The sequence below is a fragment of the Microlunatus capsulatus genome, assembly GCF_017876495.1.
In the GTDB taxonomy this organism is placed as follows: domain Bacteria; phylum Actinomycetota; class Actinomycetes; order Propionibacteriales; family Propionibacteriaceae; genus Microlunatus; species Microlunatus capsulatus.
Window position 1 is genome coordinate 655,644 of sequence record NZ_JAGIOB010000001.1, and the last position, 26,937, is coordinate 682,580.

25 protein-coding genes and 1 tRNA gene are annotated in these 26,937 nt (G+C 75.7%); 11 read left to right on the forward strand and 15 right to left on the reverse strand.

Annotation, left to right across the window (positions count from 1 at the left end; genetic code table 11):
- Positions 1 to 69: 69 nt before the first annotated feature.
- Positions 70 to 1,056 carry a P1 family peptidase gene (locus tag JOF54_RS03030; RefSeq protein ID WP_210052869.1) on the reverse strand — a complete coding sequence of 329 codons (987 nt, stop codon included), beginning with the start codon at positions 1,054 to 1,056 and terminating at the stop codon, positions 70 to 72.
- A gap of 63 nt (positions 1,057 to 1,119) precedes the next feature.
- On the opposite strand from JOF54_RS03030, the gene JOF54_RS03035 reads away from it, so the two are divergent.
- A complete protein-coding gene (locus tag JOF54_RS03035) occupies positions 1,120 to 1,485 on the forward strand; it encodes a hypothetical protein (RefSeq protein ID WP_210052871.1) in 366 nt (121 codons plus the stop codon).
- Here the strand turns inward: JOF54_RS03035 and JOF54_RS03040 are convergent.
- The 3 genes from JOF54_RS03040 to JOF54_RS03050 all read right to left on the reverse strand — a co-directional run bounded on the left by JOF54_RS03040 (position 1,482) and on the right by JOF54_RS03050 (position 5,568).
- Complete coding sequence (locus tag JOF54_RS03040; RefSeq protein WP_210052873.1) at positions 1,482 to 3,515, reverse strand: SpoIID/LytB domain-containing protein; 2,034 nt, start codon at positions 3,513 to 3,515, stop codon at positions 1,482 to 1,484. The two genes, JOF54_RS03035 and JOF54_RS03040, sit on opposite strands and share 4 nt — an antisense overlap.
- Positions 3,516 to 3,694: 179 nt before the next feature.
- Positions 3,695 to 4,801, reverse strand: a complete 1,107-nt coding sequence (locus JOF54_RS03045; RefSeq protein WP_307803780.1) for a Gfo/Idh/MocA family protein — start codon at positions 4,799 to 4,801, stop codon at positions 3,695 to 3,697.
- Positions 4,798 to 5,568 (reverse strand): ThuA domain-containing protein, encoded by a 771-nt coding sequence (locus JOF54_RS03050; protein ID WP_210052875.1) that lies wholly within the window; start codon positions 5,566 to 5,568, stop codon positions 4,798 to 4,800. Before JOF54_RS03050 ends, JOF54_RS03045 begins: the two co-directional genes overlap by 4 nt.
- Before the next feature lie 56 nt (positions 5,569 to 5,624).
- Between JOF54_RS03050 and JOF54_RS03055 the strand changes: the two genes are divergently transcribed.
- Complete coding sequence (locus JOF54_RS03055; RefSeq protein WP_210052877.1) at positions 5,625 to 6,758, forward strand: FUSC family protein; 1,134 nt, start codon at positions 5,625 to 5,627, stop codon at positions 6,756 to 6,758.
- 60 nt (positions 6,759 to 6,818) lie between these two features.
- Positions 6,819 to 6,892, forward strand: a tRNA-Met gene (locus JOF54_RS03060).
- Between the two features lie 113 nt (positions 6,893 to 7,005).
- Here the strand turns inward: JOF54_RS03060 and JOF54_RS03065 are convergent.
- From JOF54_RS03065 to JOF54_RS03075, 3 genes are all read right to left on the reverse strand, one after another.
- The gene (locus tag JOF54_RS03065; RefSeq protein WP_210052879.1) at positions 7,006 to 7,959 is read right to left on the reverse strand and encodes a helix-turn-helix transcriptional regulator; all 954 of its coding nucleotides are present in this window, start codon (positions 7,957 to 7,959) and stop codon (positions 7,006 to 7,008) included.
- Positions 7,960 to 8,215: 256 nt separating this feature from the next.
- Entirely contained in the window at positions 8,216 to 8,617 is a 402-nt protein-coding gene (locus JOF54_RS03070; RefSeq protein WP_210052881.1) for a VOC family protein, read from the reverse strand.
- A gap of 2 nt (positions 8,618 to 8,619) precedes the next feature.
- Positions 8,620 to 10,257: an MFS transporter gene (locus JOF54_RS03075; protein WP_210052883.1), complete on the reverse strand. Its 1,638-nt coding sequence runs from the start codon at positions 10,255 to 10,257 to the stop codon at positions 8,620 to 8,622.
- A 304-nt stretch (positions 10,258 to 10,561) separates the two neighbouring features.
- On the opposite strand from JOF54_RS03075, the gene JOF54_RS03080 reads away from it, so the two are divergent.
- Complete coding sequence (locus JOF54_RS03080) at positions 10,562 to 10,771, forward strand: hypothetical protein (RefSeq protein ID WP_210052885.1); 210 nt, start codon at positions 10,562 to 10,564, stop codon at positions 10,769 to 10,771.
- Positions 10,772 to 10,989: 218 nt separating this feature from the next.
- On the forward strand, positions 10,990 to 12,192 hold the full coding sequence (locus tag JOF54_RS03085; RefSeq protein WP_210052887.1) for a glycoside hydrolase family 76 protein: 1,203 nt from the start codon (positions 10,990 to 10,992) through the stop codon (positions 12,190 to 12,192).
- Between the two features lie 107 nt (positions 12,193 to 12,299).
- Here the strand turns inward: JOF54_RS03085 and JOF54_RS03090 are convergent, their stop codons facing one another.
- Both JOF54_RS03090 and JOF54_RS03095 read right to left on the reverse strand, forming a co-directional pair.
- Complete coding sequence (locus tag JOF54_RS03090) at positions 12,300 to 12,929, reverse strand: GyrI-like domain-containing protein (RefSeq protein WP_210052889.1); 630 nt, start codon at positions 12,927 to 12,929, stop codon at positions 12,300 to 12,302.
- Between the two features lie 50 nt (positions 12,930 to 12,979).
- Positions 12,980 to 13,882: a phosphotransferase family protein gene (locus tag JOF54_RS03095; RefSeq protein WP_210052891.1), complete on the reverse strand. Its 903-nt coding sequence runs from the start codon at positions 13,880 to 13,882 to the stop codon at positions 12,980 to 12,982.
- Between the two features lie 256 nt (positions 13,883 to 14,138).
- On the opposite strand from JOF54_RS03095, the gene JOF54_RS03100 reads away from it, so the two are divergent.
- From JOF54_RS03100 to JOF54_RS03115, 4 genes are all read left to right on the forward strand, one after another.
- The gene (locus JOF54_RS03100; protein WP_210052893.1) at positions 14,139 to 14,366 is read left to right on the forward strand and encodes a hypothetical protein; all 228 of its coding nucleotides are present in this window, start codon (positions 14,139 to 14,141) and stop codon (positions 14,364 to 14,366) included.
- Positions 14,367 to 14,387: 21 nt separating this feature from the next.
- A complete protein-coding gene (locus tag JOF54_RS03105) occupies positions 14,388 to 15,482 on the forward strand; it encodes a DUF2332 domain-containing protein (protein WP_210052895.1) in 1,095 nt (364 codons plus the stop codon).
- A gap of 191 nt (positions 15,483 to 15,673) precedes the next feature.
- Positions 15,674 to 16,060 (forward strand): hypothetical protein, encoded by a 387-nt coding sequence (locus JOF54_RS03110; protein ID WP_210052897.1) that lies wholly within the window; start codon positions 15,674 to 15,676, stop codon positions 16,058 to 16,060.
- A gap of 562 nt (positions 16,061 to 16,622) precedes the next feature.
- The gene (locus tag JOF54_RS03115) at positions 16,623 to 17,312 is read left to right on the forward strand and encodes a GAF and ANTAR domain-containing protein (RefSeq protein WP_210052899.1); all 690 of its coding nucleotides are present in this window, start codon (positions 16,623 to 16,625) and stop codon (positions 17,310 to 17,312) included.
- Between the two features lie 45 nt (positions 17,313 to 17,357).
- On the opposite strand, the gene pdxT is transcribed toward JOF54_RS03115, so the two are convergent.
- The 3 genes from pdxT to JOF54_RS21730 all read right to left on the reverse strand — a co-directional run bounded on the left by pdxT (position 17,358) and on the right by JOF54_RS21730 (position 20,650).
- Positions 17,358 to 17,963 (reverse strand): pyridoxal 5'-phosphate synthase glutaminase subunit PdxT, encoded by a 606-nt coding sequence (gene pdxT, locus JOF54_RS03120; protein WP_372443464.1) that lies wholly within the window; start codon positions 17,961 to 17,963, stop codon positions 17,358 to 17,360.
- Positions 17,960 to 18,877, reverse strand: coding sequence for a pyridoxal 5'-phosphate synthase lyase subunit PdxS (gene pdxS, locus JOF54_RS03125; protein ID WP_210052900.1), 918 nt, complete (start codon positions 18,875 to 18,877; stop codon positions 17,960 to 17,962). The genes pdxT and pdxS overlap by 4 nt, the downstream gene beginning before the upstream one ends.
- A gap of 90 nt (positions 18,878 to 18,967) precedes the next feature.
- Positions 18,968 to 20,650 carry a helix-turn-helix domain-containing protein gene (locus JOF54_RS21730; protein WP_210052902.1) on the reverse strand — a complete coding sequence of 561 codons (1,683 nt, stop codon included), beginning with the start codon at positions 20,648 to 20,650 and terminating at the stop codon, positions 18,968 to 18,970.
- Positions 20,651 to 20,777: 127 nt separating this feature from the next.
- On the opposite strand from JOF54_RS21730, the gene pruA reads away from it, so the two are divergent.
- Together pruA and JOF54_RS03140 are read left to right on the forward strand one after the other, a co-directional pair.
- Positions 20,778 to 22,457 (forward strand): L-glutamate gamma-semialdehyde dehydrogenase, encoded by a 1,680-nt coding sequence (gene pruA, locus JOF54_RS03135; RefSeq protein WP_210052904.1) that lies wholly within the window; start codon positions 20,778 to 20,780, stop codon positions 22,455 to 22,457.
- Positions 22,457 to 23,422 carry a proline dehydrogenase family protein gene (locus tag JOF54_RS03140; RefSeq protein ID WP_210052907.1) on the forward strand — a complete coding sequence of 322 codons (966 nt, stop codon included), beginning with the start codon at positions 22,457 to 22,459 and terminating at the stop codon, positions 23,420 to 23,422. Before pruA ends, JOF54_RS03140 begins: the two co-directional genes overlap by 1 nt.
- A gap of 30 nt (positions 23,423 to 23,452) precedes the next feature.
- Here JOF54_RS03140 and JOF54_RS03145 read toward each other — a convergent pair whose 3' ends face one another.
- The 3 genes from JOF54_RS03145 to JOF54_RS03155 all read right to left on the reverse strand — a co-directional run bounded on the left by JOF54_RS03145 (position 23,453) and on the right by JOF54_RS03155 (position 26,820).
- Positions 23,453 to 24,319, reverse strand: coding sequence for a universal stress protein (locus JOF54_RS03145; RefSeq protein ID WP_210052909.1), 867 nt, complete (start codon positions 24,317 to 24,319; stop codon positions 23,453 to 23,455).
- Between the two features lie 4 nt (positions 24,320 to 24,323).
- A complete protein-coding gene (locus JOF54_RS03150; RefSeq protein ID WP_210052911.1) occupies positions 24,324 to 26,156 on the reverse strand; it encodes an amino acid permease in 1,833 nt (610 codons plus the stop codon).
- 106 nt (positions 26,157 to 26,262) lie between these two features.
- A complete protein-coding gene (locus JOF54_RS03155; RefSeq protein ID WP_210052913.1) occupies positions 26,263 to 26,820 on the reverse strand; it encodes a hemerythrin domain-containing protein in 558 nt (185 codons plus the stop codon).
- Positions 26,821 to 26,937 lie beyond the last annotated feature (117 nt).

Here is a 26,937-nt window from a genome sequence, read left to right on the forward strand (position 1 = left end):
CGCGGCCCAGTCTAGGAAGCGGGGGCGGCGCGCGCCCGTCCGTCTCAGGTGCACCCCGCCGGCCGCGGCTCAGGCCGGCCCCGGCCGGGCGCCCGGCACGAGGTCGGCGTAGGCGGGCCACGGACCGCGGCCGGTGGCGCTGACCAGGGCGTCCAGGCAGGCCGCGGTGAAGACGTCGGCCGCTGCAGCGAGCAGCTCGTTCATCGCCCCCAGCGCGGCCCGCGGGTCGGCAGGCTCCGGCACGCGGCCGGCGGCGAGGCAGAAGACGGTGTCGCCGTCGGTCATCGAGTGCACGGGGCGGGCGGCACGGGCCAGCCCGTCGTGCGCGACGGCGGCGACCTTGCGCGCCTGCGCGGGGACCAGCGCGCGGTCGGTCATCACCACCCCGATCGTGGTGGCCAGCGACGGGGTCGCCCCCGCCTGCGCCGCCGCCAGCGCCTGCCGCTGCGCCGCGTCCGGCTCCGGGAGCCGGTGCTCGACGTCGGCCCAGAGCCGGCCCGTCCGCGGGTCGACCGGCGACCCGGCGGCGTTGACGACGACGGCCGCGGCGACCGCGGCGCCGTCGGGCAGCGCCTGCTCGGCGAAGCCGAAGCCGCCCTTGAGGCCGCCGGCCTGGGCGCCCGTGCCGCCGCCGACACAGCCGCTGGCCGGGCGTCCCGGCCGGGCGGCGTCCAGCGCCGCACGCCCGAACTCCGCCGTCGGGCGGTGCCCGAAGTGACCGCCGCGGCCGAGGTCGAAGATGACGGCGGCGGGCACGATCGGCACCACCTGCCCGGGTCCGGGGCCGACGGGGAACCCGAGCCCGCGCGCCTCCAGACCGGCCATCACGCCGTCGGCGGCGGCGAGGCCGTAAGCGCTGCCGCCGGTGAGCACCACCGCCTGGACCTGCTGGACGAGGGTGCTCGGGTCGAGTAGGTCGGTCTCCCGCGTCCCCGGTCCGCCGCCCCGCACGTCGACGCCGCCGACGGCGCCCGCGGGGGCCAGCACCACCGTCGTCCCGGTCAGCCAGCCGTCGCCGTCCGCCGTGCGGTGCCCGATCTCGAAGCCTGCCACCATCTGGTCACCCTAGGACCGCCGCCACGGGGTGGGAGCCCCGGGCGGGCGGGTAGACAGGGGGCTGTGACCTCCTCCGACCGCGCGGGCCCGGCCGACCGGGACGCCCTGCTGGCCCGCTACCGCCGGCTGGTGCTGGACGAGCTGCCCCGGCGGGCGCGAGCCGAGCGCTGGGTGGTGCACGCCGACCACTGCTTCGGCCGGATCGTGCTGGACCACGCGGTGGGCGGGTGCTGGTACGACGTGCTGGACCGCCGCCGCCCCCCCGCCTTCGCCCAGCTGGACGACGAGCGGCTGCGCGCGGCCGTGGCGCTGGCCGAGCGGATCGCGGCCGAGGGCGACCCGTTGCTCCGCCGGCTCGACGAGCAGAGCCTGCGCTGGCGCGGCCACCCGCCGAAACCTCCGGCGGGCGCCGGCCGCAGCCGCCCCTAGATCGCGAACCGGGTGCCGCTGATGCTGCCGGGCAGGGTCGTGCCGGCGGCCAGGCCGCCCCGGCCGTCGCCGCGGAAGAGCACCAGCTTCCCCGCCGACGTGCGGGCCAGCACGTCACCGCGGCCGTCGCCGGTGACGTCGCCGACGGCGGTGAGCGCCGGGTAGGCCGACCAGCCGGTCCCCACCGTCACCGGCTCGGCGAACCCGCTCGCGGTGCCTCGGTGGAGCTGGAGCCGGTCGCCGCGGGTGGTCAGCAGGTCGGGGCGGCCGTCCCCGGTCAGGTCGCCCGGCCCGCGCAGCGACTCCTGGTCCGACCAGCCACCGGCCAGCTTGGTCAGCGACGCCCGGCCCGTCCGGCCGTTGCCGGCGTGCAGCCAGAGGTTGCCCGCGGGGCTGATGCTCACGAGGTCCGGCTTGCCGTCCCCGGTGACGTCGCCCACCGCGGCCAGGGCGCGGATGCCGCCGCCGAAGCCCATGACGACCCCGGCGGCGAGCCGGCCGGTCGCGGTGCCGCGGTGCAGGCGCAGGGTGCCGTCGGAGGCCCGGGTGATGACGTCCTGGTACCCGTCGCCGTTCCAGTCCCCGGCGTTGAGGACGTGGCTGGCGGCGCCGAAGCCGGTGCCGAGGGTGACGGGTGCACCCAGCACGCCCTTCGTGACCGGGTAGCGGCGCAGCGTGCTGCCGCTCACCAGCAGCAGGTCCGCGCGGGAGGCGGCGCTGTAGCTGCGCGGGTAGCTGGCGTAGGCGGGGCCGGGCCGCACCGTGGCCGGCGGCGGGGTGGGCGTCGCGGTGCCGCCGGTGCTGGCCCCGGCGACGGTGAAGAGCGAGGAGCGCATCCCGAAGCGGTACTGGAAGGTCTCACCGCCGACGGTGACGGAGCTCTTGCTGCCCGTGACGGTGATCTTCTCCACCCGGCCGCCCCAGGGACCGGACCCGTCCCGGCGGGTCACCTGCAGCTTCTTCACGGTGCCGACCGAGGGCCACGAGCGGCCGATGGCGGCCGCGGTCAGGGTGCGCGACCAGGCCTGGGAGGTGATGACGCCGTCGTAGGGGTCGGCCTTGGCCACGAGGTAGGGAAGGTTGCTGGCCGCCAGGGCGCCGCCGTTGGACGAGGCGAACTGGGTGAGCGCCACCCGCCCGCCGTGGCTGACGACCCGGCCGGCCGTCGCCTTCACGGCCGCGTCGCCGCCGCTGGTCTCGGCGCGCTCGCCGCCGTAGACCTGGCAGGTGTCGGTGTCGCAGATGTCGTAGCCGGGCCGGTCGGTGAAGTCCCGGGTGCGGACGGCGTAGGAGCGGGCGGCCACGGCCTGGCTGCGCACCGCGTCGGCCGCCCAGGAGGTGGGCATCTCGACCGGCACCACGGCGCGGACGTAGTCCTCGAGCAGGACGGTGTTGACCGTCTTCCCGCCCGAGCCGCTGCGGACCAGCCCCAGCGAGCCCCGGTAGGGCCGTGTCGAGCCGCCGGGTCGCACGAGGGTGAGGACCTTCGCGGTCGAGGAGAACGACCAGGTGCCACCGCCCAGGCCGGTGGACCGCGTCTTCCAGGTGCCGGCGGCGTCGCGCGAGGCCAGCTGGTAGCCGTCGCCCTTCCGGCTGATCCGCCAGGAGGTGTGGGTCGCACCCGTCGGGACGGTGTAGCGCCCGCCCTCGCCGTCGCTGACCCTCAGCCCGGCCGCCGGCTGCACCCGCAGGTCGCCGTCGCTGTCCGCGGTGAGCAGCACCTTGATCGTCGTGCCGGTGGGCATCGTCGTCAGCGTGGTGCCCGGGTAGTAGAAGGCGAGGATCTGCTTCCAGGTCAGGCCCTTCTTCGCCGCCCCGTAGGCGCCGTACTGGGACATCCCGTGGCCGTGGCCGAAGCCGGCGCCGCGGATGGTGAAGCTGCCCTCCCGGGGCGCCACGGCCGAGTCGGCGGAGGCCGTCGGCGGCGCCAGGAGGGCGAGGGAGGTGAGCAGGCTGAGAGCCACCGCGCCGCCCCAGAGCCGCCCCGTACGGCTCCGGACGGTGGTGACGGCGCGTGTCGGGGAGGACATGACCATCCATTCGTTCGGGTGGGCACAGCCTGCACCGCCGTCAACCCGACACGCCAGAGGCGTCAGAACTTTCCTGGGTCACCTGGGACATCAGGGACGAAAGTCCCGAGCCGCCCGGCCCGCGCCCGGGAGGGCGGGGTCGGACGGCTCGGGGGTGGTGCGGGAGCGCGGGTCCCGGCTCAGAGGCGGACCTCGGAACCCTGCGCCGCCGAGGCGTAGCAGGCGTCGACGACGGCGGCGCGGACCAGCGCCTCGTCGCCCTGGTGGCCCTCGACGTCACCGCTGAGGACGGCGGCGACGAAGTCGAGCACGGCGGCCGTGTGCTGGCCGTCCGGCGGGACGGCGGGCTGCAGGACGGCCGGCACGCCGTCCTTCTCGGTCCAGATGTTCAGCGAGTCGTAGGCGTCCGACGGGCCGCCGCCCCACTCGATGCTCGCGCCGCCCTCGGAGCCGTAGAGGGTGACGTAGCACTGGTCGCGCGGGATCCACTGCGCCCAGCTCGACTCGAGCAGCAGGGTGGCCCCGCCCTCCAGGCGCAGGAACGCCGTCGAGAGGTCCTCGACGTCGTAGTCGCTGGCCTCGACCCCGGTCTTGCCGGTGGAGCCGTAGGGGGAACCGCCGCGACCCTTGGGCCCGAACTCGGCGTAGGTGGCCGCGGTAGCCGACGTGACGGCCGGCTCCTGCAGCAGGTGCAGGGCCATGTCGAGCATGTGCACGCCGATGTCCATCAGCGGGCCGCCGCCGGCGGTCGCCCGGCGGGTGAACCAGCTGCCGAGACCGGGGATGCCCTCGCGGCGCAGCCAGCCGGCCTTGGCGTAGTAGATGTCGCCGAGCAGGCCCGCGTCGACGATCTTCTTCAGGGCCTGCACGTCGCCGCGGCGGCGGTGGTTGAAGGAGACGTCGAGGACCTTGCCGTTGCGCTTGGCGGCGTCGACCATCGTCTGCGCGGCCTCGGCGTTCTCGGCCATCGGCTTCTCGCTCAGCACGTGGATGCCCGCGTCCAGCGCGGCCACGGCGATCGGCGCGTGCAGCGTCGTCGGGGTGGCGATGCTGACGACGTCGAGGTCGCCGCTGGCGACGAGGTCCTTCCAGTCGCTGTAGCGGTGGTCCTCGGCGATGCCGTACTGGTCGCCCAGCTGCTGCATCGGCTCGACCTCCATGCCGGCCAGCGCGACGAGCTCGACGTCGGGCGAGCCGTCGTAGGCGGCCATGTGCTGGCGGCCGGCCCAGCCCAGGCCGACGACGCCGGCGCGGAGCTTGCGCTGCTCGCTGCCCGGGGCGCTCACGAGCGCAGCGCCTTGCCGCCGGCGAAGAACGGCGCCGGCTCGTTGACGACGGCGGGCGGGACGAAGTCGGCGACCTCGTCGGGGCGCGCCCACTGCACCGCGTTCGCCAGCACCCGCTTGATGTCGGGGTGGTGGTAGACGGGGTACTCCTGGTCGCCCGGGGAGAAGTAGAAGACCTTGCCCTTGCCGCGCCGCCAGGTGCAGCCGGAGCGGAAGACCTCGCCGCCGGAGAACGTCGAGAGGAACACCTGCTCGTCGGGGGCGGGGATGTCGAAGTACTCGCCGTACATCTCCTGCTCGTCGATGACGATCGGCTGGGGCACGCCCTGGCTGATCGGGTGCGACGGCGAGACGTTCCAGACCAGCTCGGTGTCGGCGGAGTTGCGCCACGACAGCGAGCAGCTGGTGCCCATCAGCTTGATGAAGATCTTGGAGAAGTGGGCCGAGTGGAGGGCCAGCAGGCCCATCCCGCCCAGCACGCGCTGGTGCACCTTCTCGACCACGGCGTCGTCGACGGCGCCGTGCCGCGCGTGCCCCCACCAGGTGAGGACGTCGGTCGACGCCAGCACCTCCTCGGTCAGCCCGTGCTCGGGCTGGTCCAGCGTGGCGGTGCGCACCTCCACCTGGTCCCCGAGGAGCTCGGACAGCCCGGCGGCGATGGCGCCGTGCATCCCCTCGGGATAGCGCTCGGCCATGCCGGCGCGGTCGCGGTCGCTGTGTTCGTGGAAGTTCTCGCCCCATACGGTGACGCGGATCGGTGAGTTCACGGTTGCCTAGTCTGCCCGTTCGCGCTGACAGCACGTGCACCGGGATCATGTCGGGCATGGCGTCCGGATTCTCGGTGCAGCAGATGAAGCTGCGCGCGTTCGACCTCAGCGAGCGCACCACCCGGGTGGGGCGCCGATCGCTCGGGGCGCGGTGGTCGCGGCTGCGCTCGCGGGCCTTCCTCATCCCGCAGACGGCGGTGACGGCGGGGCTCGCCTGGCTGCTGGCCAGCGCGATCTTCCAGCACGCGAACCCCTTCTTCGCCCCGATCGCGGCCATCATCTGCCTGGGCGGCACCTTCGGCCACCGGATGCGGCGCGGGGTCGAGATCGCCATCGGCGTGGCCGTCGGCATCGCCGTCGGCGACCTCTTCGTCCAGCTGTTCGGCCAGGGCGCCTGGCAGGTGGTGCTGGTGGTCGGCGTGTCCATGGCCCTGGCCACCCTGCTCGGGGCCGGGCAGCTGATGACGACGCAGGCGGCCGTGCAGTCGCTGGTGGTGACGCTTCTCCTGCCGAACCCCGACCAGGGCCTGGAGCGGTGGCTCGACGCCCTCGTCGGCTGCGCCGTGGCGCTGCTGGTGGCCACCGTCGCCCCGAGCTCGCCGCTGCGCCGGCCCGGGAAGCTGGCGGCCGCGATCCTCGCCGAGATGGCGGCCACCCTGGAGGCGACCGCCGCGGCGCTGCGGCTGGACGACGAGGCGGCCGCCGACCGCGTGCTGGAGCGGGCGCGCGCCACCGAGGACCAGCTGCAGACGTTGGCCGAGGCCAACCGCGAGGGGCTGGCGGTCATCCGGCACTCGCCCTTCCGCCGGAAGCGGCTGCCGGAGGTCCAGGCCTACGCCCAGCTGCTCGACCCGCTGGACCGCGCCAGCCGCAACCTCCGGGTGCTGGCCCGACGGGCGGTCGTGCTGGTCTGGCGCGGCCAGCACGTCCCGGCCGGCTACCTCGAGCTGCTCGGCCGGCTCGGCGCCGCGGCCCGCTCGATGTCGGACGAGCTGGAGCAGGGCCGGCTCCCCCGCGCGGCCCGCGACGAGCTGGTCGCCCTCGGCGAGGTCAGCTCGCACCTGGAGCTCCCGCACACCCTCTCCGCCGTCGCCGTGCTGGCCCAGGCCCGCTCGATGGTCGTCGACCTGCTGGAGCTGACCGGGCTGCCGACCGAGGACGCCCGGGAGCTGGTCCCCGAGGTCGACTGAGGTCCGTCGGCACCCCGATTTGGCATCCCGGGGGTCCCCGGGTAATGTTCTGTTCAGCGGCGCGGGGTGGAGCAGCTCGGTAGCTCGCTGGGCTCATAACCCAGAGGTCACAGGTTCAAATCCTGTCCCCGCTACGAACGGAACGGCCTGCACAGGAAACTGTGCAGGCCGTTTCTCTTTCTCCCGAGCCGGGCGAGCACCCCGCGGGGCTGGATCGCAGCCGGGTCGTCCCGCGGTCGAGGTCGCGTCAGGTGCTGCTGCGGGCCTCGCGCCACTCGCTGGGTGACATCCCCGACGACTCGCGGAACCGTCGCGCGAAGTGGCTGGTGTCGGAGAAGCCGGACCGGCGGGCGACGGTCGCGATGCTGGTCCTGGCCTCACCGCTGACGGCGAGCAGCTCGCGCGCCCGCCCCAGCCGGCGGCTGATGATCCACTGCGCGGGTGTCTCGCTGTGCCCGGCGGCCGCCCACACGTTGTACAGGTGCCGCACCGAGATGTGGTGCGCCTCGGCCAGCCGTTGGACCGTGAGGCCCCGGTCGGTCAGGTGGGCGTCGACGTACAGGGCGATCCGCGTCGGCAGCGCCTCTTCCAGGGCTCCCCGTCCGTCGTCGACCTCCGCCGCCGTGGTCAGCAGCGCTCGCACCAGCGCGACGGTGGCCTGGCCGGTGAGAGCCCGCACCTCGGGAGACAGGGCCCGGGCGGCGGTGAACAGCGAGCCGAGGTGGCCGCGGACCAGGTCGTAGACGGGGCTGCCGGCCAACGCCGGCAGGGCAGCCCGGACCACGTCGACGGGGACGCCCGCGACGCGGTTGCTGAGGATGAGGACGTCGTGGGTGTTCGCCGTCGTGTGCGTCAGCCGGTAGGGCCGCGTCATGTCGACGCAGTTCAGCTGTCCCACCGGCATGTCGCTCTCGGTGGCGCCTGCGGAGACCACGCCCCGGCCTCGGCGGCGCAGGCCGAGGGCGACGTGCTCGTCGGCGTCCCCGCGGACCTGGCGGGCGGTGCGGACGATGTCGAGCGGGCTGCCGCCGGTGCGCAGCAGGTGGGCGCCGTCCCCCAGGCCCACCCGCTCCACGTGGTGCCGGACGGGCCCCGGGCCGACGACGACGGTGCGCCGTGGGCTCTGGTCCGCGTAGGCGGCGTGGACGGCGTCGGCACGCTCCCGCTCGGCGAGGAGGTCGGTGTCCAGCAGCACGGTCACGGGGGCACCTCGATCCACGGCCTGCAGCACGGCGGCCGGGCACGGCGCCCGGCCCGCCCGAGTCTGGCAGGCCGCGAGGCACGTCGTCGGACGCAGCCCCGGAGGGATGGGCCGAACGGCCCGGGGCGCGACGGGACACCGCACCGCCCCTCGTCGCGCCGGTGCCTGACGCGACAGGCGGCGAGCGGCCCCTCAGGTACCGGGTGGCCGGGTCGGAACGCTCACCGGCGGGAGGCCGCTGGTGCCGGACCGGGCCTCAGGACGCCGCAGCGGCCTGCCGGATGCCGATGAGGTTGCCGAACGGGTCGAGCAGCTGGCACAGCCGCTCCCCGGTCATGATCGTCTTCGGTCCGCGGTGAGCGGTGGCGCCGCCAGCGACCCACTCGGCGGTGACCCGGTCGACGTCCTCGACGTCCCAGTAGGCGACGCACCCGGCGGGACCGCCGGCGTTGAACTCGTCGGTGCGGTGGACCGTCAGCCGGGAGCCGCCGAGGTCGAAGCGCGCCAGCTGCGGGGCGGTCAGCACGGGAGCCGTCCCCAGGCGCTCGGTGTACCAGGCGACGGCGGCGTCGAGGTCGTCGACGAAGCAGAAGACGTCGATCACGGCGTGGAACGGCGGGGTGGGCACGGTGGTCTCCTGGGGGTCGGCTGCGGTCATGGTCACGTCCCCGGTCGGTGGCGGGGGTGGTGCGGCACGGGGACGACGAGCAGGTGCGTGGCCGGGGAGACGTCCTGCGCCAGCGCGGCGGCACGCTGCACGACCTGGTGGTCGAAGGGGGTGAGCCGTCGGTCGTGCTGGTCGCGGTGGTCGGCCCAGGAGGCGACGCGGAAGCGCTCGACCAGCTGCTCCGCGTCGACGGCGTCCCGCAGCAGGGTCCACGTGGTGGCACCGGTGCGCAGGCGGCTGGTCCGCACGTCGCCCATCGCCTGCAGGAACTCGTCCTGCTGCTCGGGGGCGACGCGGTAGCGGAGCACGATCTCCACCGGGTCGTCGGGGAGGGGGACGCCCAGGACCGTGACGTCCGGCAGGACGCCCAGGGCGACCGGCGCGCGGTCGCCGACGTCCGTGCGCCGCAGCGGCAGCCAGATCCCGACCACCGTCGTCACGAGGAGCGCCACCCCGGCCAGGAGGAAGGTGGAGCCCAGGCCGAGCTGGTTCGCCGCCGCGCCCCAGAGGGCCGCGCTGCCGGCGAACGAGGCGAACAGCACCATCTGGTAGACGGCCAGCGCCCGCGCCCGGACCCAGTCGGGCAGGAAGGCCTGGGTGGTGGCGTTGAGGCCGGCGATCACGGCGATCCACGCCATCCCGGTCGGCACCAGGACCAGCACGGCCACCACCGGGGTGCTGGCGGCCGCGAGCCCGACCAGTCCCAGGCCGAACACCGCTCCGGACAGGGTCAGGAGCCGGGAGGGCGACACCCGGGTCCGGACGGCGGGGAGCAGCACGGCTCCGGCCACGGCTCCGGCCCCGGCGGCCCCCAGCAGGATGCCGTAGCCGGTGGCACCGAGCCCCAGGCGTCCCTCGGCCAGCGGCGCCAGCAGCGCCCACAGCACGTTGGCCGGCACGGCGAAGAGCACCAGTCGGAGCAGGATCCGTCGCACGGCCGGGGAGTGCTCGACGTAGTGGGCACCGGCGCCGAGGCTGGACCAGGACGCGGCGCGCACCAGCGGGGCGGCGCTGGGGGCGGTCCTCGGGGTGGTGAGGAGGGCCGCGGCGAACAGCAGGAAGCTGACCGCGTTGAGGGCGAACAGCCACGGCACGCCCAGCGGCGCCACCAGCAGGCCGGCGACGGCCGGCCCCACGGCCCGGGCCAGGTTGACGCCCAGTGAGCTCAGCGCCGCGCCCTGGCCGAGCTCCGTGCGCGGCAGCAGGTCGGAGATGAACGACTGGTAGGCCGGCAGCTGCACCGCGGCCCCGCACCCCAGCAGGAAGGTGAAGGCCAGGATCAGCTCGGGCGTCATCCGACCCGTGGCCGTGAGCAGGGCCAGGACGGCGGTGATCGAGGCCTGGACGCCCTGGGCGGCCACCAGCAGCCGTCGCTTGTCCACGAAGTCGGCGACCACGCCGGCCGGGATCACCAGCAGCAGCACCGGCAGGCTGGAGGCGCTCTGCACCAGGGAGATCAGCAGGCTGGAGCTGTGGCGCTCGACCAGCAGCCACTGGGCGCCGACCGTCTGCATCCAGCTGCCGATGTTGGCGATGAACGCGGCCAACCACACCGCCCGGAAGACCGGGCGGTGCAGCGGAGCCCACATCCCCACCGGCGACGGCGTCGCCGTGGCCGCCGTGGTCGTCATCGCGTCGACGCCGTCGCTCGAGCCCGGGCGCGGGTGGTCGGCTCGGGCACGCGACCGCTGTCGGCCATGGTTCCTCCGGTCGGGACGGGCGGTGGCGCCGACCTCGTCCGCCGGCACCGGGAGCCTCGCGGGTAGGACCTCGTCCTGGCAACCTCGAGGGCCGGGATCTGCACGGACAGCACGTGCCTGTTCACGAAGAGGCGAGGACCGACCGGGAACGTCAGGGATCTGCGCCCCGCCGCCCCGTGCTCGTGGGCCGTTCCGGCACCTGGCGGCACCGTCGGCCGAGGACGAGCATGACGCCATGAACCTGTTGTGCGCGACGGGGCGCCACCGGTGGGTGACGCGGCAGGGCACGGGCGAGCGGGGCGAGATCGTCACCTCCCGGCAGTGCGAGCGGTGCCGCCACTACCCGAAGACCTCCTCCTGGCTCCAGCGGGACCCCGACCGGTGGGAGCCCTTCCACCCGGGCGACGCATCGGGCGCCGGCGGCGGCGGGAGCGTCGGCTTCTGACGCCGCCGACGTCCGCCGGTCGCCGAGCCGGGCGTTCGGGTCCGAGCCGTGCCGTCGCACGCTCTCTCGTCGGGGCAAGGACTTACCAGGAGCACGTCCTGTAGGTTCAGATCATCCACGCCCCGGGCGGTCCCCGGTGGTGAGGCCCGGGCCCCGTCCCGCACCCGCGGCCGACCGCCGTCACCCCTCGGCGCCCACCCTGACGAAGGAGTCAGCTGATGCCGATCCCCCACCACCTCCCGTCCTCGCCCGTCTCCCGCCGCGGTTTCGCCGCGGGCGTCGGCGGCCTCGGACTGGCCGCTCTGCTGCCGTCCGCGGCCGCCAGCGCCCGGCCCCGTCGACGGCCCGATGTCTGGGAGACCCGGGCCCGCGCCAGCTTCGCCGCGCTGCAGACCTACTTCCGGGCCGACGACGACTCGGGCCTCTACCGCGAGCGCTACCCGGTCGCGGCCGAGGACCCGACCTACTCCTACGAGTGGCCCTACTCCCAGGCCCACGTCGCGGCCCTCGACCTGGCCGGGATGCGCGGCGCCGACCGCCGGGACCGCCGCGTGCTGGCCGACCACGTCCGCGGTCAGCAGCGCTACTGGAGCGACGCCGGCAGCACCGGGCTGCCCGGGTTCGCGTCGGCCCCGCTGCCGCCCTACGGCACCGGCGGCGACTTCTTCTACGACGACAACGAGTGGGTGGGCCTCAAGGACGTCCAGCAGTGGCGGATGTTCCGCGACCGCAGCGCCCTGCGCGAGGCGGAGGAGCTCTTCGACCTCGTCGTCTCCGGCTGGGACACCGACCCCGACCACGCGTCCCCGGGCGGGGTCTTCTGGACCCAGGCGCCGTGGAGCGACGACCGCAACACGGTCTCGAACATGCCCGGCGCCGAGCTGGGCCTGCGGCTGCACCAGATCACGGGGCGCCGGTACCACCGCGAGTGGGCCCTGCGGATGTACGCGTGGACGAACCGCCACCTGCAGCGCGAGGACGGGCTCTACCACGACCACCTCGGCCTCGACGGCACCCTGGAGAAGACGATCTGGAGCTACAACCAGGGGGTGCCGGTCGGGGTCAACGTGGCCCTGCACGAGGTGACCGGCGAGCGCCGCTACCTCACCGAGGCCGTCCGGATCGCCCGGGCCGCCCGGTCCTACTACGCCGTCGACGACCGCCTCGACGAGCAGCCGGCCTTCTTCAACTCGATCTACTTCAAGAACCTGCTGCGGCTGGGGGCGGCCACCCGGACGTCGCGCTACCGCGACGACATGGCCGCCTACGCCGAGCGGATGTGGACCACCCGCCGCGACCCCGCCACCGGCCTCTTCGGCGGGGCGGACGGCGAGCGGGCCGAGATGATCCAGCAGGCGGCCATGGTGCAGGTCTTCGCCGTCCTGGCCTGGGCCCCTGGGCACCTGTCCCGGCTGTACTGAGCCCCGGCCGCTGGCCCTCCTGCACCCCGAGATCGCTGCTGCACCCCTCCTCGGGGTGCGGCAGCGAGACCGGGGTGCAGGACGGGCGCCGCGCCGGGCCGGGCCGGTCAGGCCCGCGCCACCGGCTGCCGGAGGATCGTCCGCAGCCGGGCGGGCGGGGTGCGGCGGGGGTCGCTGAGGTAGATCTCGTGGTGGTGGCCCGTCATCCGCAGCCCCTGGGCGGGGATGAACGCGTCGTGCATCGCGGCCAGCACCGGACCCTCGTCGTCGTAGGGCCCGACGTGCAGGGTCTGCACGGCCAGCCCCTCGTCGAGGGGCTGCAACCGCACCTCCTCGAGAGCGGTGGGGTCGAGGGCCCGGGGGCCGGCCCTCCGGCGCACCGTGGCCCGGGCCGTCCCGACGTGCTCCTCGCCGATCCAGTCCGGGACCATGATCATCAGCGTCCAGCTCCAGCGGGACTTGTCGCGCGCGCTGGTGAACGTGGCCGGGTCCGCCGACCACCACAGCGCCTCGAGCGGCATCACCACGTGGTCGCGGCCCAGCGCGTCCCGGCTCAGGAACTTCAGCGCGTAGGCCAGCGGGTACAGCGCGGCGAGCGCCCGTGCGTAGGCCGGCGCGGTGTTCGGGTCGCCGGCGCCGTCGACGGCCAGGTGCTGCAGCGGCGGGACCTCGACGACGGCGAAGCGCCCCGCGCGCGCCCGGTAGGACGGCACGAGCCGCTTGACGTCGGTGGTCACGCGCTCCCCCTCACCCTCGTCGCCCAGCTTGGCGGACGGCGTGGCCGGCGTCACGCCAGGGTGAGCGCGAGGAGGTCCTCCAGGCCCCGGCGGACCGCGTCCGCCGTCAGGTCCGGACGGCCGGCGGCGACGGCCGGGAGGATGTGCGCCGGGTCGGGCAGGAAGCCGAGGACGTCGCCGACGACCCACCGGCGGGCGACGTCGGGGTCCGGGTCCAGCCGTCCGCCCTGCTCGACGTAGGCGGTGCGGAACGCCACGGCCGCGGCGGTGCCGTGCAGCATCGCCAGGTCGGCGCAGGCGTGCGCGACGTCCAGGTCGGGCGCTCCCCACGAGGTCTCGGCCCAGTCGACGAGGCCGGTCACCGCGTCGCCCTCCCAGACGGTGTTGCCGAGGTGGAAGTCGCGGTGCAGCAGCCCGGCCGCACCCGCCGGCGGGCCGGCCGCCCCGATCTCCAGCGCCCGCCGCCAGAGCCCCGGCCACCGGACCCAGCCCGGCACCTCCGGCCGCGCCGGGCCCCGGAACGCGGCCGGTGGCGGTCGCCGCCCGGCCGGCACGGGCTGGCGGTGGACCGCGACGGCCAGCCGGGCCCACGCGGTGAGGGCGGAGGCGTCGAGCGGGTCCAGCCGGACCCGGCCCGGGCGCCACGTCAGGAGGTTCGCGGGACCCCCGGCGTGCTCCCCGTCGGGGTCGGTGCCGAGGAGCCGCGGCACGGGGAGGTCGGTCCCCGCGAGCAGCCGGCAGGCGAGCGCCTCGCGCCGGACGTGCTCGCGCCCCGTCGCGCCCCACGCCGCCGGGTCGCACCAGCGGACCACCAGCGGCCCGCCGTCGGCCAGCCGCAGCAGCCACTTGGTGCCGGTGATCCCGCCGCCGACCGGGGTGGCGTCGACGACGGCGGCGGGCGCCAGCCCGGACGCCCACGTCAGGGCGCGGTCGGGCAACTCCAGCACGCTCACCGGTCGTCCCCCGGGTCCGCCGCACCGCTCACCGGGCCAGCCAACCACGGGGGGCGGCGCGGGCACCTCAGTCCCCCGCCCACGTGCCGCGGCGTCCCGGATGAGGAGAATGACCCATGCGCGCCCGACCCCCTCAGCCCGAGGCTGAGGTCGTGCCCCTCCCGGTGCCGGCGGCCCCACGACCGCCGACCGCCTCCCTGTCCGCCCGGACCGGGACGCCGTCGGGCAGGACGCCGTCGGAGAGAGGAGACCCGCCATGAGCGGGACGGTCCACGACCACCACCACCCCCTGACCACCGCCGTGCGACGGGCCTGGGCCCAGCACCGACGGGTGCACGAGCACCGCCGGCTGCGGGACCGCCCCTGGCTCGAGGACGTGCTCCACTGGTCGGCCGACGGGGAGCTGCACGGGCACGTGGCCCCTTCCCCCGACGGGCGCGCGCGCAGCGTCAGCTCGGACGGCTGGTGCCCGGGACCGCGATGACGCCCGGCCGCGGGCCCGCCCGTGGCTAGCGCGGGCGGTGTCGCCGCACGGTACCGCGAGGCCGCCCGGGCCCTCGCCCCGACGGCGCCGCGGCAGGCGGCCGCGGCGACCGGGCTGGCCGGCGCGGCGGACGCGGTGCGGCTCCTCGAGGCCTTCCCGGCCCGCGCCCGGCGACCGGCGGCGGTGCTGGCCGCCCTGCACGACCTCGTGCTGGCCGACCGCGCCCCGGTCCTCGCCGCGGCCTGGGCCGCCGGGGACGGCGCGGCGGCCGCGGACGCCGCCGTCGCGACCCTGCAGGACGAGCCCGGGGCGGTGGCCGAGCGCGCGAGCCGACGGCTGCGGACCGAGGAGGTGGGCCGGCATGCGGTGCTCCGCCCGCTCGTCGCCGAGGCCGCCCGACGGGCGGGAGCGGCGGCGGTCGGGCTGGTCGGCCTCGGCTGCTCGGCCGGCTTCGACCTCCACCTCGACCGGGTCGGCGTCCGCTACGACGCGGGCCCCGTGCAGGGCGACCCCACCTCACCCCGGCAGGTGGCGGCCTCGGTGGTGGGCGGGCGTGCCGTCCCGACGACCCGGCTGCCGGCGGTCCTGGCCCGGGTGGGTGTCGACCGCGAGCCCCTCGACGTGGCCGACGACGACGCCGCCCGCTGGCTGCACGCGTGCCTCGGGCCCGACGCGCCAGCGGCGGCGCGGGTCGCGCTGGAGGCCGAGGTCGTGCTGGCCCGGGCGGTCCCGCGGGTGCTGCTGGCCGGTGACGTCGTCGACCTGCTGCCCACAGCCCTGGCCCGGGTGCCCGCCGGGGCGCTGCCGGTCGTCACCACCACCTGGGCGCTCGGCCGGCTGAGTCCCGGGGACCGCGCGCGCTTCGCGGACGGGCTCCGGACCGCCGCCGAGCGTCGCCCCCTGGCCTGGGTCTCGGCCGAGGGGGTGGGCGTCGCGCCCGGCGTGCCGACGCTGGGTGACCGGCCGGCGTCGGGGCACAGCATCCTCGCCGTCACGTTCCTGGACAGCGGCGCGGGGCGGGTCGAGGCCCTCGGCCGCTGCTGGTCGCGCGGACGGCAGCTCAGCTGGCTGGTGGACGACGGCCCGGGGTGGGAGACCCGCTCGGTGGCGCCCTGACACCTCGCCCCGAGCGGGCCGAGCAGCCGTCCTCCCCAGGATCAACGCCGCTCTTGGACCGTCCGCCGTGCCGGGGGGTGGTGGCGGAAGCCCATGGCGCCCAACTTACTCGTGCGCGACAGGATCTGCACGCCGCACGGAGAACCCGCACCCGGTCGTCCCCTCCTCGAGCGGGCTGGTTCCATGGACCCATGAGCAGGAGGTGGGCGGCTCCGGTGGTGGTGGCGCTGCTGCTGACGGGCTGCACGCCCGCCGAGCAGCCCGCCGCGCTGGCTGCCGGTCGGCAGTTCCAGGCGGCCGTCGGCGCCGGCGACCGGGCCGGGGCCTGCGCCCTGCTCTCCCCCGCCGCCCGCGCGAACCTCGAGCAGGCCAGTGCCCGGTCGTGCCCGGAGGCCCTGGCCGCGCTGCCGCTGCCCGGGGGCGCGACCCGTTCGGTCGAGGTCTGGGGCGGCGGCGCCCAGGTCCGGCTGGACGCGGGCACGCTCTTCCTGGCCCGCTTCGGCGACGGCTGGCGGGTCACGGCCGCGGGCTGCACCCCCCGGCCCGACGAGCCCTACGACTGCCTGGTGGAGGGCTGAGCGGTGCGCGCCGTCTTCGTCTCGACCCTGGTCCTCATCGCCGTCGGGCTCGCCTACGTCCTCGCCATCGGGCTGCTGCAGCGCTGACCGGGGCCGTCGCACCCGGCAGCGACCTCCGTCCGGCCCGGCGCCTCCCGCGCGGGAGGCGCGACGGCGGACAGAGCGGCCCCCAGCGCTCCTGCGCCGGGGGCCGCGTGCCGTCCCTCCCCAGGTGACGTGCAGGCGTCCACCCCGACCCGGAGCCCGGAGGCCGCGACCCGGGCGGGCGGGGTGCGCTCCTGCAGGCTACGGGACGCCGCACCGTTGCGGGTCGCCCGGCACGCTCCGCCCGAGGACTCGGCGCCGACCCGGTGCGGCGTCAGGGATTTACGACGTAAACTCCTGCCGACCGCGCGCCGGAGCTCCCGCCGACGCCCTGCATCCGCCCGCGGGCGGTGCGGGGTAGGAGAGGGAGCACCCGCCGAGGTCGCCCGGCCGCGCACGGCGCCCCGGGCCGCGCCCGCTCCGGGAACCCACCCGGGGGGCGACCCGCGGGAGCAGCACGACAGAGGAGAACGACACGGTGGACGCGAGCCTGGCCAGGGACCTGGCCACCGCAGCGCGGGCGATGGCCGACCAGCCCGACCTCCAGGCCACCCTGGACACGATCTGCCGGCAGGCCGTCGCCGCCGTCGGCGCCGACGCCTGCGGGCTGTTCCTGCTGCGCAAGGGGACGGCGCACGCCGCGGCGCTCTCCGACCCGGTCCTGCGAGCGGCCGAGCAGGCCCAGATCGAGGCCGGCGAGGGCCCCTGCCTGGACACCCTCCGGCTGACCCGGACGGTGCACGTCGCCGACCTGCGCGACGAGCGCCGCTGGCCGCACTGGTCCCCCCGGATGGTCGAGCTCGGCTGGCTCAGCGTGCTGAGCGTGCCGCTGGTCGAGGGTGACCGGACCAGCGGGACCCTCAACCTGGTCGCGCGGGCGCCCGGGGGCTTCACGGGCGAGGCCGTCGAGGCCGCGCACCTCTTCGCCGAGCACGCCGTGCTGGCCCTGGCGGCGGCACGGACCGCGACGTCGCTCACCGAGGCCGTCGGCGCCCGGCACGTCATCGGCGTCGCCCAGGGGATCCTCATGGAGCGCTACGGGCTGGACGTCGACCGCGCCTTCGAGGCCCTGCGGCGGCGCTCGCAGGACGGCAACGTCAAGCTCCGCGGGGTGGCCGAGCACGTCGTCGAGCACCGGTCGCTGCCGGGCGAGGACGCGGTGGGCTGAGCCACCGGCCGCGCAGCGCCCCGGGTCCCCGGCGCCCGAGCCCCGTCAGCCCGGGAGGCAGTGGGCGAGGAAGTAGGCGTGCAGCCGGCGGTCGTCGGTGGCCTCGGGGTGGAACGAGGTGGCCAGCAGCGCCCCCTGGCGGACGGCGACGGCCCGGGTGGAGCCGTCGGCGGGCACCGTCACCGAGGCCAGCACCTCGACGTCCGGCCCCGCCCGCTCGACCCAGGGCGCCCGGATGAAGACGGCGTGGACGGGCCCGCCGGGGACCCCGCGGACGTCCAGGTCGGCCTCGAAGGAGTCGGTCTGCCGGCCGAAGGCGTTGCGCCGCACGGCGACGTCGAGGCCGCCGAAGGTCTGCTGGTCGGGCCGGCCGTCCAGGAGCTCCCGCGCCAGCAGGATCATCCCGGCGCACGAGCCGTAGGCCGGCAGGCCCGCGGCGAGCGCCGCCCGCAGCGGGTCGCGCAGCCCCGTGACCCGGGCGAGCGTGTCGATGGCCGTCGACTCACCGCCCGGCAGCACCAGGCCGTCGAGGCCCGCCAGCTCGGCGGCGCGCCGCACCCGGCGGGTGGTCGCGCCGCACGCCGCCAGCGCGCGCTCGTGGTCGGCGACGTCGCCCTGCAGGGCGAGGACGCCGACCAGCGGACGGCTCACCAGCCGCGCTCGGCCAGCCGGTGCGGGGCCGGGATGTCGTCGACGTTGATGCCCACCATGGCCTCGCCCAGCCCGCGCGAGACCTTGGCGATGACGTCGGGGTCGTCGAAGAAGGTGGTGGCCTGGACGACGGCGGCCGCGCGCTCGGCGGGGTTGCCCGACTTGAAGATGCCGGAGCCGACGAAGACGCCCTCCGCGCCCAGCTGCATCATCATGGCCGCGTCGGCCGGGGTGGCGATGCCGCCGGCGGTGAAGAGCACGACGGGGAGCCTGCCGGCCTCGGCCACCTCGGCGACGAGGGCGTAGGGGGCGCCGAGCTCCTTGGCCGCCAGGTACAGCTCCTCGGGAGCCAGGTTCTGCAGCCGGCGGATCTCACCGCGGATGGTGCGCATGTGCGTGGTCGCGTTCGACACGTCGCCGGTGCCGGCCTCGCCCTTGGAGCGGATCATCGCCGCGCCCTCGGTGATCCTGCGGAGCGCCTCGCCGAGGTTGGTGGCGCCGCAGACGAAGGGGACGGTGAAGGCCCACTTGTCGATGTGGTGGCTGTAGTCGGCCGGGGTCAGCACCTCGGACTCGTCGACGTAGTCGACACCGAGGGACTGCAGGACCTGGGCCTCGACGAAGTGCCCGATCCGCGCCTTCGCCATCACCGGGATCGAGACGGCGGCGATGATCGAGTCGATCATGTCGGGGTCGCTCATCCGGGAGACGCCGCCCTGGGCACGGATGTCGGCGGGCACCCGCTCGAGCGCCATCACCGCGACCGCGCCGGCGTCCTCGGCGATCTTCGCCTGCTCGGCGGTGACCACGTCCATGATCACGCCGCCCTTGAGCATGTCGGCCATCCCCCGCTTCACCCGGTCGGTGCCGACCTGGGGCGTGCGCGGGTCGGCCGGGGCGTCAGGAGTCGTCATCCCGCCATCCTCGTCCCTCCGCCCGCGGGCCGCGACCGCGTCCACGCGGTGCGGGGTCCGCGCGCGGCGAGCGCGGAAGATCCTGCGGGGTCAGGGCCGCGAGCGACGCAGCACCGCCAGCTGGAGCTCGAGCAGCAGCCGGCCGTCGGGGTCGTCCAGGGCGATCCCCAGCAGGGCCTCGGCCCGCCGGAGCCGGTAGCGCAGCGTGTTGGGGTGGACGCTGAGGTCGGCGGCGGCAGCACGCACGTCGCCGAACCGGCGCAGGTAGGCCTCGACGCTCACCCGCGCCGCCCCGCCGTGCCGGGCGTCGTGGTCGAGCAGGGCGTCGAGCCGCGGGTCGCGCAGCTCCGGGCGGCCGGCGACGAGGTCGAGGACCTCGCCCAGCAGCACCGACGTGCGGGCGTCGGCCAGCGTCGTCACACCCTCCTCCCCCGTCGTCTGGTCCAGCACCCGGTCCACCTCGGCCCTGGCCAGGGGGACGTCGGCCAGGGCCGCGACCGGGGCGGCGACGGCCGCCCGCAGGCCCGCGCCCGGACGGCTGCGGAGCCGGCCCAGCACGCCGCTGGTCCAGGCCGCCACCGCCGGGACCGGCGCCGCGTGCGGCAGCAGCAGGTAGATCCGCTCGCCCAGCGTCGTCACCGGCGACTCCCGGGCGTACCCGCTGGCGTGCAGCCGCAGCGCCGCCGCCCGCTCCCCGGCCAGCTCGGGGCCGGCCGGACCGACGGCGTCGAAGCCCACGACGACGGCCGGCCCGGTGGTGGGGATGCCGAGCGAGGCTGCCAGGGACGGCACGTCGACGCTGCCGCCCCGGGCGCCGAGCAGCCGCTGGATCTGCACCGCTTCCTGGGTGGGGGCGTCCCGCGCCCGGGTGATCAGCCGGGCGGCGACGGCGGCGGCCCCGCGCAGCACCGCCTCCGCGTCGGCCGCGAGCACGTCGTCGCCCTCCTGCACCCAGATGGTGCCCAGCTGCCGCGGCCGGGCGGTCCTGCCGGGCAGCACGGCCGGCACCGTTTCCCGCATGCTGACGGCGAGCCGCCGCCGGAGCCCCAGCGCGGCGTCGGCCGGCACCTCGACCACGGCGTCGGAGCGGCGCAGCCGGTCGTACACGCCCCAGGCGCGCAGCCGTTCGAGGTACACCGGCGGGCCGGCGCGGCCGAGGATGGAGAGCCGGCGGAGCTCGTCGGCGGCGTCGTCGGAGGCCGAGTACGCCAGCACCCGGGCGTGCTCGTCCTCGATGCTCACCATCCCGCGGGTCAGCGTCGACAGCGTCTGCGCGAGGCCCGCGAGGTCGGTGTCGACGCCCGGCCCGCCCGGTCCGGCGTCCGCGCCGACCGGCACCCGGTCCAGCACGTCGCGGACGGTGGCCAGCAGCTGCTCCCAGCGGGCCCGCGGGTGGACGGACACCAGGGCGACGCCGGTGTCGCGGGCCGCCCGGACCAGCTCCGGCGCGTCGCCGCCGGCCCGGGCCAGCACCGCGGCGGGACGTGGGCGCGGTGACCCTCCCGGGGACGCGGTCAGCCAGTCGGCCGCCCGGGCCGCGGGCACCCCGGCGAGCAGCCACAGCTCCCCCGGACCGCGGGGCACGACGTCGGGGCGGGCGAGGTCGTCGGCGTCCACCAGCACGGCGGCGGCGACCTCGACGGGACCCGGGCCGGGGACGACGAGCTCGGCGGCGGCCGGGGCCAGCGCCCGGAGCAGCGCGTCCAGCGGCACCCGGCCGGGCGTCCAGCCGCTCGTCCGGGCGACCGTCCGAGGGGCGGCGGGATCGGTCACGGGACCAGCCTCCCTCGTCCGGTCGGACGAAGTCCAGGGCCGAGGTTCGGCCGACCGGACGAGACGCCGGGCTCCCGCAGGCGGTTGGATGGAGGCACCGCTCCCGCCCCACCCCCGAGGAGAACCCGTGGACGCCGCCACCGTCGTGCCCGCCCCGACCAACGAGCCCGTGCACGACTACGCACCCGGCAGCCCCGAGCGCGCCCGGCTGGAGACGCAGCTGGCCCGGCTCGCCGGCGAGCCGCTGGACATCCAGCAGGTGGTGGGCGGCCGCCGCCGCCGCGGCGCGGGCGCCGAGCACGACGTCGTCCAGCCGCACCGGCACGCCTCGGTGATCGGCCGCTACACCGACGCCACCCACGCCGACGTCGCCGACGCCGTCGAGGCCTGCGCCGCCGCGGCCCCGTCCTGGCGCGACCTGCCCTTCGACGAGCGCGCCGCGGTGTTCCTGCGCGCGGCCGACCTGCTGGCCGGTCCCTGGCGCGAGACGACCGCCGCCGCCACCATGCTCGGCCAGTCGAAGACGGCCTACCAGGCCGAGATCGACACCCCGTGCGAGCTCGTGGACTTCCTGCGCTTCAACGTGCACTTCGCCGCGCAGATCCTCGCCGACCAGCCCGTCTCCTCCCCCGGGGTCTGGAACCGCGTCGAGTACCGCCCGCTCGAGGGCTTCGTCTACGCGATCACCCCGTTCAACTTCAGCGCCATCGCCGGCAACCTGCCCACCGCGCCGGCGCTGATGGGCAACACCGTGCTGTGGAAGCCGTCCCCCACCCAGGCGGTCGCCGCCTACCTCACGCTGCAGCTGCTGGAGGCCGCGGGCCTGCCGGACGGCGTCATCAACCTCGTGCTCGGCGACGGCCCGCTGGTGTCGGAGGTCGCGCTGGCCGACCCGCGGCTCGCCGGCATCCACTTCACGGGCTCGACGGCGACCTTCCAGTCGCTGTGGAGCCAGGTGGGGGCCAACATCGGCCGCTACCACGGCTACCCGCGGCTGGTCGGGGAGACCGGCGGCAAGGACTTCGTCGTCGCGCACCCCTCGGCCGACCCGGACGTGCTCACCACGGCGCTGATCCGCGGCGCCTTCGACTACCAGGGCCAGAAGTGCTCCGCCGCCTCGCGGGCCTTCGTGCCGCGCTCGGTCTGGGACCGGATGGGCGACGACTTCATCACCAAGGTCGGCGGGCTGAGCTACGGCGACGTCACCGACCTCGGCCACTACGGCGGCGCCGTCATCGACCAGCGGGCCTTCGACCGCAACGCGGCCGCCATCGAGCGGGCGAAGGCGACGAGCAGCATCACCATCCCCGTCGGCGGGACCTACGACGACACCGAGGGCTACTTCGTCCAGCCCACCGTGCTGCTGGGGGACGACCCGGCCGACGAGGCGTTCTCGACCGAGTACTTCGGGCCGATCCTCTCGGTGCACGTCTACGACGACCGCGGCCCCGGCGCCTGGTCCGACGTGCTGCGCACCGTCGACGCCGGCTCCGGCTACGCGCTGACCGGGGCGGTCATCGCCACCGACCGGCACGCGGTCCAGGAGGCGAGCACGGCGCTGCGCTTCGCCGCCGGCAACTTCTACGTCAACGACAAGCCGACCGGCGCCGTCGTCGGCCAGCAGCCCTTCGGCGGCGCCCGCGCCTCCGGCACCAACGACAAGGCCGGCTCGGCGCAGAACCTGCTGCGCTGGACGTCGGCCCGGACGATCAAGGAGACCTTCGTGCCCGCCACCGACCACCGCTACGCCCACCAGGGCCCCCAGACCGGCGCGCAGCGCGAGTCGGCCGAGCGCGAGTCCGCCTGATGCCCGCGGTGCTGGTCAACCCGCTGCGGCCGGCCCTGCTGGCCGCCGCCCGCTCGCCCCGGCTCGAGCGGACCGTCAGCCGGCTGGGCCTGACCCGGCGCGTCGTGGACCGGTTCGTGCCCGGGGAGTCGGAGGCGTCGGTCGTGGCCGCCGCCGAGGAGCTGCTGGCCTCCGGCCGGTTCGTCTCGGTCGACCACCTCGGCGAGGACACCACCGACGCCGCGCAGGCCGACGCCACCGTCGCCGCCTACCTGTCGCTGCTGCGGGCCTGGGCCGACCTGCCCGTCCCCGCGGGCACGGCGGTGCCCGCCCTGGAGGTCTCGCTCAAGCTCTCGGCGCTGGGCCAGTCCCTACCCGGGGACGGCGAGGCGGTCGCGCTGGCCAACGCCCGGACGATCTGCCGGGCGGCCGACGCGGCGGGCGTGTGGGTCAACGTCGACGCCGAGGACCACACCACCACCGACTCGACGCTGGCGGTCGTCCGCGCGCTGCGCGAGGACCATCCGACCGTGGCCACCGTGCTGCAGGCCTACCTGCACCGCACCGAGGACGACTGCCGGGCGCTGTCGGGGCCGGGCTCGCGGGTGCGGCTCTGCAAGGGGGCCTACGCCGAACCCGCCTCGGTGGCCTTCCAGTCCGGTGAGGAGGTCGACGCGTCCTACCGCCGCTGCCTGGAGGTGCTGGTCCGGGGTCAGGGCTACCCGATGGTGGCCAGCCACGACCCGGCCATGATCAGCGCGGCCGAGGCCCTCGTCGCCGGGACCGGCCGGGGCGCCGACGACTACGAGTTCCAGATGCTCTACGGCATCCGCGACGCCGAGCAGCGGCGACTGGTGGTGCAGGGCCACCACGTCCGCGTCTACACCCCCTACGGCGACCAGTGGTACGGCTACTTCATGCGACGGCTGGCCGAGCGGCCCGCGAACCTCGCGTTCTTCCTGCGCTCGCTGGTGAGCCGGGGCTGAGCCCGCCCGGCGGGTGCGGTGGGGCCGGCCTCAGCGGGGGGTCAGCACCACCGGCACGGGGGAGCTGCGGACGATCTTCGAGGCGTGCGAGCCGAGGAAGAACCGGCTGATGGCCGAGCTCGAGGTGCCGATGGCCAGCACGTCGCCCTCGGCCCAGGCGACCGCGGTCAGCGCGGCGGACCAGGAGTCACCCTGGCCGACGACGGTCTCGACGCGGGTGGCCAGCGCCCCGCCGTCGAGGGCCCGGGCGATGTCGCGGTCCAGCAGCCGCCGCCACTCCTCCGCCACCAGCGCGTCGGCCCCGTCGGGGACCGCGCCGCTGAAGACGTTGACCGGGTGCACCGCGAAGCAGGCCACCCGCAGCGTCGCGCCGATCCGGTCGGCCACCCCGGCCGCGGTCCGCAGCAGGTCGCTGTCGCCGTCGGAGCGGCCGAACGCGACGGTCACCCGCCGGACGCGGGTGCCCGCCCGGGCGACGAAGCCGCGGGGCGCCAGGGCCACCGGCACCTCCGAGCTGTGCAGCAGCCGGTCGGCGACCCCGCCCAGGCTGACCCGGCCGTAGCCGCCGGACGCCGAGGAGCCCAGCACCACCTGCACCGCACCCACCTGCGCGGCGACGGCGAGCAGCCCGGCCGGGACGGAGCGGTCGTGGCGGACCAGGTACTCGACCGCCAGGTCGTCGTCGAGGCGGGCCCGGGCCTGCTCCAGCACCTCCTGCGCGGCGCGCTCCTGCAGGGCCAGGAACTCGGCGTCGACGCGGTACGGGCTGGGTGGCCACGGGGTCGGGACGACGGTGACGACGACGACGCGCTCGTCCCCGGAGCGGGCCAGCACCGCCCCGAGGTCCAGCGCGGACGTGCCCCGCTCCCCCGGCGCCAGGGCGATGAGGATGCTCACGAGCTCAGACCCCGACGGCGGTGGACGTGACGACGACGTGGGTGACCGGCAGGTCGTAGGTTTCCCGCGCGCGGTCGACGACGTCGTAGCGCAGCCACGCCGAGCGGTCCTCCGGCAGCGTGCAGATCACCAGCCGGTCCGGGTCGAAGGACGCGACGGCCTCGGCCAGCGCCCGCAGGGGCTTGTAGGTGCCCAGCGCCCCGTCGGCCTCCAGGCCCTCGCGGTGCAGCAGGTCCAGCGTCCGGTCCAGCCGGGCCTGCGCCGCCTCCGTCGTCGCCTGCCAGACGAAGGCCGCGCCCTGGTGCAGCGCCTGACCGGTGTCGATCGGGTTGGCCGGCACGCAGACGAAGTAGCGGGCGTGGCCGGCCCGGTCGATGGCGCGCAGCTCCTCCATCAGCTCGGTGCCCTCGACGGTCTCGTTGGCCAGCACGAGCACCCGCTCGGCCGGCGGCGCGTCGCCGACGGGCGCCGGGCGGTCCACCGCGTCCCGCGGGGCGCGGTTGCGGAACCGCCGGGTCCCGACGTACAGCAGCACGACGAGCGCCCAGGACGACAGGCTCAGCACCAGCTGGGTGCGGGCCTCGGCGTCGAAGGCCATCTGCACCAGCACGGCGAGGATGGCCGCGACCACGACGAAGGACAGCACCGGGAACAGCCACATCTTGACGGTCAGCTTCTCCGGCGACGTCCGGCGCCGCAGGATGATCTGGGAGACCGCGATCAGCAGGTAGACGAAGAGGATGACGGCGCCCGAGGAGTTGAGCAGGAACGAGAAGACCCGGTCCGGGGAGACCGCCGCGGCGATGACGCAGAGGAAGCCGACGACGGTGGACGACAGGATCGCGGCCCGCGGCACGCCGCCGCGGCTGACCTCCATCAGCCGGGACGGGGCCTCCCGCCGGGCGGCCAGCACGAACAGCATCCGCGAGGACGTGTAGAGGCCGGAGTTGAGGCAGGACAGCACCGCCGTCAGCACGACGGCGTTCATGATGTCGTCGGCGTAGGGGATGCCCATCTCGTTGAAGGCCGCGACGTAGGGCGAGGCCGCGAGCTCCGCGCTGTTCCAGGGCAGGATCACGGCCAGCAGGAAGATCGAGCCGACGAAGAAGATCGCGATCCGCAGGATGACCGAGTTGGTGGCCTTGGCGATGGAGCGGCCCGGGTCGGGCGACTCGGCCGCGGCGATGGTGGCCACCTCGGCGCCCACCATGGAGAAGATCACCACGACGATCGCGGCGAAGATCTCGCTGACCCCGTTGGGGAAGAAGCCACCCTGCTGCGTCAGGTTGCTGAAGTCGAGGTCCCGGCCGGGCCACAACCCCAGCACGAACACACCGCCCAGCACGAGGAAGATCACGATGGCGGCGACCTTGATCCCGGCGAACCAGAACTCGAACTCCCCGAACGAGGACACCGAGAACAGGTTGGTCAGGGTCATCAGCGTCATGAGGATCAGCGAGATCAGCCACAGCGGCGCCTGGATCCAGTACTGCAGGACCTTGGCGCCCGCCACGGCCTCGAAGCCGATGACGATCACCCAGAAGTACCAGTAGAGCCAGCCGACCGAGAAGCCCGCCCAGCCGCCCAGCGCCTGCCGGGCGTAGTCGGCGAACGAGCCGGTCGAGGGGTTGGCGGTCGCCATCTCCCCGAGCATCCGCATGACGAGGATGATCAGCACGCCGGTGATCGCGTAGGTGAGGAAGGCCGACGGCCCGGCCTTGCCGATCACGGTGCCCGAGCCGACGAACAGGCCGGCCCCGATCACCCCGCCCATCGCGATCATCGTCAGGTGCCGCTGCTTGAGGCCCTTCTTGAGCTCGGTCGGTGCTGCCTGCATGGTGCGCCCCTCACCTCGGGCCAGGCGGGGGCCTGACGGGCCCATCCAACGCCCGACGGGCGCTCCCGTCTAGACCTCCGGGTCGGCGGGGCGGACCGGCCGGGGCTCAGTCCTCCTCGGCCTCGTCCAGCAGGCCCTGCTCCTCGGCGCGGGCGACGATGGCGCGGACGTTCTCCAGCCGGCCGCAGTCGCCGTCGATGAGGGCGTTGCGCTCGGTGGCGAACACGGCGCCCAGCTCGGCGAGCGCTGGCGCCGGCACGGAGGAGCGCGCCGGGTTGAGGATCGTCAGCTCCTCCTCGGTGAGGTGGTGGTTGATGAGCCGGGAGAGCTCCTCGACCGCCTCGTCGAACTCCTCGCCCGCGACGCTGGTGAGCTCCAGCACGTCCAGCAGCGCCTGGTTGCCCTCGGCGTGCTCGTGCTCGCCGTGCTGGGCCTCGTGGTCGCCGATCGCGTGGTCGTCGCGCAGCGTCGGGTAGACGAACCGCTCCTCGGCCTCGGCGTGCGCGACGTGCAGCGCGGCGAGGGCCCGGCGGACCGCGTCGCGGTCGGAGCTGGCGTCGCGGAGCTGCCGCAGCAGGGTCTCGAAGCGGCGGTGGTCGTCGAGGATCAGCTCGACGACGTCGCCGGCGACGGGACGGCCCAGGTCGATCGGGGTCGAGGTCATGGCGGTCACGCTACCGCGCGGCGCTCCCCGCCCGGACCCCGTGCAGCCCGGCGCCAGGCGTCGCACCGACCTCTCCCGCGCCCCGTCGGCACTCCCGCGCCCGGCGCACCGGGCGCG

Excerpts from the sequence above, each read along its gene's own strand:
- JOF54_RS03140 (WP_210052907.1), top strand. The coding sequence starts at position 22,457 with ATGCCCGCGGTGCTGGTCAACCCGCTGCGGCCGGCCCTGCTGGCCGCC.
- JOF54_RS03080 (WP_210052885.1), top strand. The coding sequence starts at position 10,562 with ATGAACCTGTTGTGCGCGACGGGGCGCCACCGGTGGGTGACGCGGCAG.
- JOF54_RS03040 (WP_210052873.1), bottom strand. The coding sequence starts at position 3,515 with ATGTCCTCCCCGACACGCGCCGTCACCACCGTCCGGAGCCGTACGGGG.
- JOF54_RS03030 (WP_210052869.1), bottom strand. The coding sequence starts at position 1,056 with ATGGTGGCAGGCTTCGAGATCGGGCACCGCACGGCGGACGGCGACGGC.
- JOF54_RS03110 (WP_210052897.1), top strand. The coding sequence starts at position 15,674 with ATGAGCAGGAGGTGGGCGGCTCCGGTGGTGGTGGCGCTGCTGCTGACG.
- JOF54_RS03055 (WP_210052877.1), top strand. The coding sequence starts at position 5,625 with ATGGCGTCCGGATTCTCGGTGCAGCAGATGAAGCTGCGCGCGTTCGAC.
- JOF54_RS03075 (WP_210052883.1), bottom strand. The coding sequence starts at position 10,257 with ATGACGACCACGGCGGCCACGGCGACGCCGTCGCCGGTGGGGATGTGG.
- JOF54_RS03150 (WP_210052911.1), bottom strand. The coding sequence starts at position 26,156 with ATGCAGGCAGCACCGACCGAGCTCAAGAAGGGCCTCAAGCAGCGGCAC.
- JOF54_RS03155 (WP_210052913.1), bottom strand. The coding sequence starts at position 26,820 with ATGACCTCGACCCCGATCGACCTGGGCCGTCCCGTCGCCGGCGACGTC.
- JOF54_RS03085 (WP_210052887.1), top strand. The coding sequence starts at position 10,990 with ATGCCGATCCCCCACCACCTCCCGTCCTCGCCCGTCTCCCGCCGCGGT.
- JOF54_RS03070 (WP_210052881.1), bottom strand. The coding sequence starts at position 8,617 with ATGACCGCAGCCGACCCCCAGGAGACCACCGTGCCCACCCCGCCGTTC.
- JOF54_RS03100 (WP_210052893.1), top strand. The coding sequence starts at position 14,139 with ATGAGCGGGACGGTCCACGACCACCACCACCCCCTGACCACCGCCGTG.
- pdxS (WP_210052900.1), bottom strand. The coding sequence starts at position 18,877 with ATGACGACTCCTGACGCCCCGGCCGACCCGCGCACGCCCCAGGTCGGC.